Consider the following 7,340-nt stretch of genomic DNA (forward strand, 5'->3'; position numbering starts at 1 on the left):
ACCGCAGCAACTGCAACCAATAATGAGTCTGTACAAGTAATCCCGTCGATGCCTCGTTTTGCCAGTTCAAACTCACGGACAAACATATTAATATCTAAGAAGAATTTTGAACCTTTCGTATTTAAAGCTTGAATTTCTTCAATATCTTCTTCATACATAACACCAAAGTCTAAAGAAGCATCCCAAGTAACCATGGTTTTTGCTGTTGACGCATTTAAAACGATCCTAGCCGCCTCAGGATCCACATAGAAGTTATATTCAGCCGATACATTCATATTCCCTAAGCGGTTGTTGACACCACCCATAATCCAGATATGCTTGATATCCTTCATAATTTCTGGGGCTTTTTTAATTGCCATTGCAATATTGGTTAAAGGCGCTAAAGCTAAAATTTCAATCTCACCTGGATTTGCTTTAATTGTATCAATAATAAAGTCTACTGCATGGTCATTTTCTGGTTCTTGCTGAGGTTTTGGAAAAACAGCATCCCCCATACCATTGCCACCTTGAATTTCCTCAACCGTATCGTGTTTCGCGTTAGGTAGGGCAATCATTGGACTTTGGTAACCCTTATAAACAGGGACCTTGTAACCAGGATTATAGGTTTCAATAGTGGTCAAGGCATTCTCAACCTCTTGGTCAAAAGCTACATTTCCAGCAACAATTGTCACACCTTCAACCTTAAAATACTTCAAAGCCATCAAAATCGCTGTTGTATCGTCCCCAGCAGTATCTGAATCAATAATTACTCTTCTCATCCGTAAACCTCCTAATATATTTCACTTCTCTATCTCAAATTATAGCCTATATGATGAGATGAAGATAACTCTAATTGAAAAATTAGCTCAATTTAGCATTATATATGATGCATCAATTTACTATATAAAGAAAAGAGCCCTCAAATGAGACTTTGAGGACTTCCTTGATATATTGATGGAGTTGAGGGGGCTCATCTCAACCCCATCACGTCAACGTTTATAGTTATATAGTAATGGTTTTGGTAATGGTTTGTACTAAATTTTCACGCATACGCCTATGTTTTATGATATTAGATAAAAAAATACGTTACTTATTATCTAAAATAATTGGTAAATCCCATGGAGTAATAATACCTACTATGTCCTCTGGATTTTCTATATTATGGCCTCTATTTGATACCAAAATTGCAAAAATTGAATTTCCCTTATGAAGTTTTTTATTAAAAATTTCTTCTACATCATGAATTAATGTATTTGAATTAACAACTGAAATTGAGTTTTTAGCTTCATCTTGATTAATGATGTCTTTAATTTTTGTCTCAACTATTGAAATGATATCATCTTCTACTGATTTAGCTAAAAAACGAGTGATTCCATTTTCAGAAATTAGCCCTACTAACTCATTTTGATTAAATACAGGAAATTGAGAGTATTCTTTCTCGTTAACTACACTAAGCACTTTACTAAGACTATCATCCATATTAAAGTGGATTACCTCGTTTAGAAACAATTCATAAACCTTTTTCGGATTTTCTATACGATGGATAATATCGTTAATTTCATCAATTATAAAATCATTTGGTTCCGCGACTGGCGGCTTATCTATCGTTGCTTGATGTACTAAAAAGTTTCTAAACTCACGATAAAAATCTAATTCACTCAAATAGTTCAACACTACTTTATCTCTGTTCTTCTCAGCAACTTTTAGCAACGCCCCGAATTGCAAATTAGGTTGATTTAGTTTTTTTCCTAGTGTTTCATGTAGAGTATTAAAGGCTCGTAAAAACTTTTCGTAATTTGCTGTACTTTCATTACTAGTCATAAAATATCTCCTTTATGTATAAAGAAATCTATTTATTTAATTTTGAATGTATATACTTTATTTCATCTTTATTTCATCTTCATTTAATCCATATGATTTGATTATATGATTGTCTATATTTTCTTCATTAATGTTGTATTTTTTTCAGGCTAAGGTATTGGTAATAAATCTATCTCACTATCCAGATCATAGATTATATTGTCAAAATCAAAGTAAGTTTTACTATTATCATAATTTTCCAGCGTTATTTGTATGTTTTCAGTTTCTGGCATTTTTTCATCCTCCTCATAGTCAAATTCAACTATTCATTCGGGCACTTACTTTTAAAAAATAGAGATTAAGAAGCTGTAAAACATATGTTAAGAGATACTAGTTTAATAATGTTTCTGCATAATTAGATAATTCAGCATGATCTTGCAAATCAATTAGCACTTGTAAATGATTTAAATTGACTCCTCTTACAGTAATTTTTTGTTTTATATTTAGATTTGCAAGATTCACGTCTATCACTTGATCTGGAAACTCTCTCTCTGTTGGATAAAGGATGATTGGGTTGATATTACCTTCTCCTACAGTCAAGCCATAGTTTGATAATTGATATAAATCCGACGTACTGATTGAATGATCAGTGTAGTTTTTATATTTGAAATCAATAATATTTCTCAATCCACCATAATCATAAACTAATAAGTCTGGTCTGATTGAAATGGATGACTTATTTAGTGGGTTATACTCGCTATCATATTTAAATATCGTTCGATTTGAGACTTCAGATTCCAATTGATAGCCAACAGAATATCGCTCTAAAAAAGCAGTGAGATAGTCCTGAAAAAGTGAATTCATATTTATCCAAAGCGAGTTACCACGTTCGCTATTTGAACCCATTCCACTCAAAGAGAGTAACCAGTTTAAATATTTGAGTGGAACCCTATAATCCTTCTCAAGTCTAGTTAACCTAGATATTTTACTCTCAATCTCATTTTTATTTAAATAAATATTCTTAACCGGTGTATAATCTCTCAATAATAAGTTTATCTGATTCACTAGATAAGGGTTCAGTGTTTGCTGTTTATAATAACTTAATCCAGCTTTTATCATTTGATTCAATGTTTGATCTATATTCAAAACTTGATATTCCACTGGAGTTTTAGGAGTTACTATTCCTTGTTTTGCTAGTTCACCTACTCTTATTTTTCCTTTGATATAGGTCTCTTTTTCCTGAATAGTTATATAATTTTGTCTTAATTTAGGCGTTAACTTCTCTACTAAATCAAGCCATTGTTGAATCAATAGATCAAATAAACTAACTTCTCCTTCACCTAAATAAGCATTTTCCTGATATTTGATGGGAATGAATCCATGAATATAACCAATCATTTTCAAAACAGAAAAACCTGAAATTTTAGGTTTAATTGCAATTCGTAGGTTTTGATTCCCTTCGAATCCTACCATTGAATTCGCACTAACTTTTATGCCATTTGAAGTTAAGTTAACCTCTATGATATTTCTTTTTTGTAAAAGAAGAAGCTGTTCAATAACTTTTTCGTCCGCTAGAGGAAGCTCTGTCGATGTCCATTCATCTAATTGTATTTTCATAGCCATCTACTCCAATAGCGCTTCTATTAAAGTTCCAAATTCTTCTTCACTGATCAGGTTGAATCTTAATTGATTTGAAGAATCATACATTTTGTCTCCAATAATCTCTTTTAGTTGATGTTGATTGTGATAGGTGTATTCATTGAGTAAAGGAATGATTTCATACTTCAAAACATCAACAAATTGACCTGGTTCAGTAATGACTTCTTCGTTCGATAAGAAATAGGAATGTCCGATTTGCAGATCATTTCCTTCCGCTCCTAATACATGAACAATGCGCTGATTGACGGTCTGTAACCAGTCACCTATATGAATCTCTGTAACTTCTTCGATTTCACTTAACAGAGCATCTTCATCATCTGTATCTATAGCATCAATAACTATATTATCTGCAATCACACAATCAAGAAGGTCGTAATTTGGTTTTAATTCGATGAAACCGAATCGTCTTCTCAAAGCCAAATCAATGAGTGAAACGGACTTATCTGCATTATTCATGGTTCCAATGATATACAAATTCTTGGGTATCGTAAATTCTTTATTAGAAACAGAAAGATTAATATATTCTCCTCGTTTAGAATTCTCAATAGAGTAAATTAACTCTCCAAATATTTTTGTTAAGTCTGCTCGATTTATTTCATCGAGTATTAAATAGTAATTTTTATCCGGATCTTTCTTAGCTTTTAAAGCAAATTCTTTTAATACACCATCCTTAATCTTAAAGACAAGCTGGTTATTTATAGTATCTGGTCTTAATCCTTCTACAAATTCTTCATAGCCATAATTGGAATGCATGACTACAGTTTTTAGCTGTTCGGAATTTTTGATAGTTTCTTTTTCCTTGTCGGTTAAATTTTCATAACTATTTTTATAAAGTTGTCTAGCTATTAATTCGTGAACTGTCTTTTGTGCCCAATACGTTTTCCCAGTACCTGGGGCCCCTGTTAGAATAACTTGTTTCTTTTTACCTAATAAAGAATTAATCTCTCTCATTTCACCTTTAAGAGGGTTAATGAATTTTTTTGTCTCCGAACGTATGATTTTTTCGCCTTGTTCAACTGCTAATTCGATATTAACTTGATCTTTCGCTTTATTCACACGATTTATTATTTTTGTAATCTTCCCTGAAATAGTAAATTGATTAACCTGGTTTATATCGTACCAGGTCATAGGAATACGGTGTCTAAATTTTTCATTTTGCATATATTCGTATTCACCATTGGCTACTCCTACATACTGCGCTCTGTTACTATCTACCAATAAGACAATATCGTTTTCTGTGATTCCTTTAGTTATTAAATTTACCTGTGTGGCATTGTATTCATCATAATTTATTGAGTGTAGAAACTTCATCATTTCTTTTCGTGACGTGATATTTGTTAAATCTTCATTTAAATTTATTGGCCCATAAAAATACTTTGAATGAATCATCTGTTCTAAGTCTTGTCGATCAAACTTTGAGACTTCTACTTTAAAGTAAGTCGTTTTTTCGATATCGGGATACGACTTTCCTATTAATCGGCTCAAATTAATTTGAGAAATATTTAGCCGATTAGATAAGTCAATATAAAAGTAGTCAAAGAAGTAAGGACTCATTTCATCATCTGAAAGGATTTCAGCAAACGGATGTTTCATCTTTACTAATAGCGAAGTGAAAATACTCCATCCGTGATAGCAAGATATTTTTTCAGGATAATGAATATGTAAATATTTATGCACCCATCCATAGCGATAAAGGCCTTTTAACTCTCCATCATTTTCAATGGATTCAATCATTAATCGAATATCATCTATTGTTTTATAAGAATTTTCTTGAATATAATTATGAAGTTTGATTAAATTTCTTCTAATCTGATCAGCTCTATCAGCCGCTTCTTCATCAGATATCGGCACTTGCTTATGACTTTCCCATTTCACCCATTGATTATATTTTTTCGAGTGAAACATAGTATACTTACCTGCTGACCCTCCTTGTATTCCTCCAAACAAACCCGTTTTAAATTCCTCATCATTTTTAAATTCTAACCAATAAACCATACTTTCTTGGTTATTCATGTTCATTAATTCATTTAGAGTTTCTTGAGGACTCATACGCTCTAATGTTGCCAACGAAAATTTTTCTATAAAATAATCTTGATATCTTTCTAGTGTTTCATCTTTTTCAAACTTAATAGTACTACCATATTTTTGATAATTTTCAGATAATTTGTTAACAATATCATTAATCCTAGATTCCATAATTAACCTCCAAGTATTACTTAATGTAGTGATATTATAACACTTTTATGTAAACGGTCTCAAAACAGTTTCCCCAAAGTGATTTAGATACTAAATCGACTCCGCAATAAAAAACAACAAGAACTCAAACTGTTTTAGACAGTTTGAGTTCTCGTTATTCCTTAAAATTTATATGAGTTTTAGTTTTAGAGATTAATCTTCATCAATATTGTATGATGATGTTCCATCTTTAATGGTTGGTTCATCGAGTCCACCTTTATATTTGCAGTTTTATCTTTAAAAACACAAATTAGTTCCCAACAAATTATAACAGCATAATTCGTCAATTAAAATTTGGGTTCCATCTGTATTGGATTTTGTCCACAGTTTCAAATGATAAAAACTTTTTTTTCAGTTTAAAGAATGGCGAAACACGATATATGTTTCATTCATATATTGGAATTGATCCAGTAACAGATAAAGAAGTCTATCGTAAACGAAGAGGCTTTAAGACAAAGAAACAAGCAGAAATTGCTGAAGCAAGATTAATCAATGAATTTAACAAAAATGGTTTTCCATCTGAGAGGAAAAGAAGTACCTTTAACGAGGTGTATGAACTGTGGTTAGAATCTGAGTATATGGATAATGTTCAGGAGTCTACACTAAATAAAACAATATGCGACTTTAAAAATCACATCATCCCCTCTTTTGATGGCATGAATATTCGTGAAATGAAACCTGAACATTGCCAATCTGAATTAAATAAGTGGCGTGATAAGCTAGTCAATTACAGACGTATAAAGTATTATGCGAACCGTATCTTTGATTATGCTTTAAGAATGCATATCATCGATAGTAATCCGTTTGATAAAGTCACTGTGCCAAAACGTATTGAGACGATTGAAGAAAGCGAATTTGAGAATTTTTATACCAAAGAGGAATTAAACGAGTTCTTGGTATATGTAAAATAAGATTTGGATCTTAATTGGTACACGTATTTTAGGATATTAGCCTATAGCGGTGCTCGGAAATCGGAGCTATTGGCTCTTAAATGGTCAGATATTGATTTTGATACATCTACCCTCAATATCAATAAAACACTCACTAAGGGCTTAAACAACAAGATTATCGTGCAACCTACGAAGACAGTGAACGGTAGAAGAGTTATTGATATGGATAATGATTCGATGAGGCTTTTAAAGCAGTGGAAGATGTATCAAGCTCAATTCATGCTGAAACTCGGTTTTAATACAAATAAACCCGATCAGCTTGTTTTTGCGAATACGAGAAATAACTTCTATTCGATTAATGTACCTAATGACCGCATGAGAAATGTGCAAAAGCGTAATGGACTCAAGAGAATTACTGCTCATGGGTTGCGACACACTCATTGTAGTATCCTCTTCTCTATGGGAGCATCAATGAAAGATGTTCAGGCTCGCCTAGGGCACACTGATATTCAAACAACTATGAATATCTATGCTCATGTAACAAGAGAAGAAAAGAAAACACCGCAGATAAATTTGCTAGATTTATGGAAAATTAAGGAAGTTTGTTAACTTGAATTTAAAAACCATTACCCTTTTTTCGATATTAATAGGAAAGATAACTAATATTAGTAAAGAAGAGATATAATAAGTAAATATACGGTTGATTAAAAATTATTTAATGGATCTCTATTGTATAAGAAAAAAATATTTATTGTAGGAATAGTACTTCACTTGACC

Annotated in this window: 7 protein-coding genes; 2 read left to right on the forward strand and 5 right to left on the reverse strand. The window is 31.8% G+C overall.

Annotation, left to right across the window (positions count from 1 at the left end; translation table 11 throughout):
- The 5 genes from ABS911_RS13330 to ABS911_RS13350 all read right to left on the reverse strand — a co-directional run.
- The coding region (locus tag ABS911_RS13330; RefSeq protein ID WP_350467967.1) for a nucleoside hydrolase at positions 1–758 on the reverse strand (758 nt) is incomplete at its 3' end.
- A 307-nt stretch (positions 759–1,065) separates the two neighbouring features.
- Positions 1,066–1,800: a CBS domain-containing protein gene (locus ABS911_RS13335; RefSeq protein ID WP_350467968.1), complete on the reverse strand. Its 735-nt coding sequence runs from the start codon at positions 1,798–1,800 to the stop codon at positions 1,066–1,068.
- Between the two features lie 149 nt (positions 1,801–1,949).
- Positions 1,950–2,072, reverse strand: a complete 123-nt coding sequence (locus tag ABS911_RS13340) for a hypothetical protein (protein ID WP_350467969.1) — start codon at positions 2,070–2,072, stop codon at positions 1,950–1,952.
- 97 nt (positions 2,073–2,169) lie between these two features.
- Entirely contained in the window at positions 2,170–3,396 is a 1,227-nt protein-coding gene (locus ABS911_RS13345; RefSeq protein WP_350467970.1) for an McrC family protein, read from the reverse strand.
- Positions 3,397–3,402: 6 nt separating this feature from the next.
- The gene (locus ABS911_RS13350; RefSeq protein WP_350467971.1) at positions 3,403–5,634 is read right to left on the reverse strand and encodes an McrB family protein; all 2,232 of its coding nucleotides are present in this window, start codon (positions 5,632–5,634) and stop codon (positions 3,403–3,405) included.
- A gap of 356 nt (positions 5,635–5,990) precedes the next feature.
- Between ABS911_RS13350 and ABS911_RS13355 the strand changes: the two genes are divergently transcribed.
- Positions 5,991–6,584: an Arm DNA-binding domain-containing protein gene (locus ABS911_RS13355; RefSeq protein ID WP_502880547.1), complete on the forward strand. Its 594-nt coding sequence runs from the start codon at positions 5,991–5,993 to the stop codon at positions 6,582–6,584.
- Positions 6,585–6,587: 3 nt separating this feature from the next.
- A complete protein-coding gene (locus ABS911_RS13360) occupies positions 6,588–7,172 on the forward strand; it encodes a site-specific integrase (protein WP_350467973.1) in 585 nt (194 codons plus the stop codon).
- Positions 7,173–7,340: the final 168 nt, after the last annotated feature.

The organism is Carnobacterium sp. (assembly GCF_040274425.1).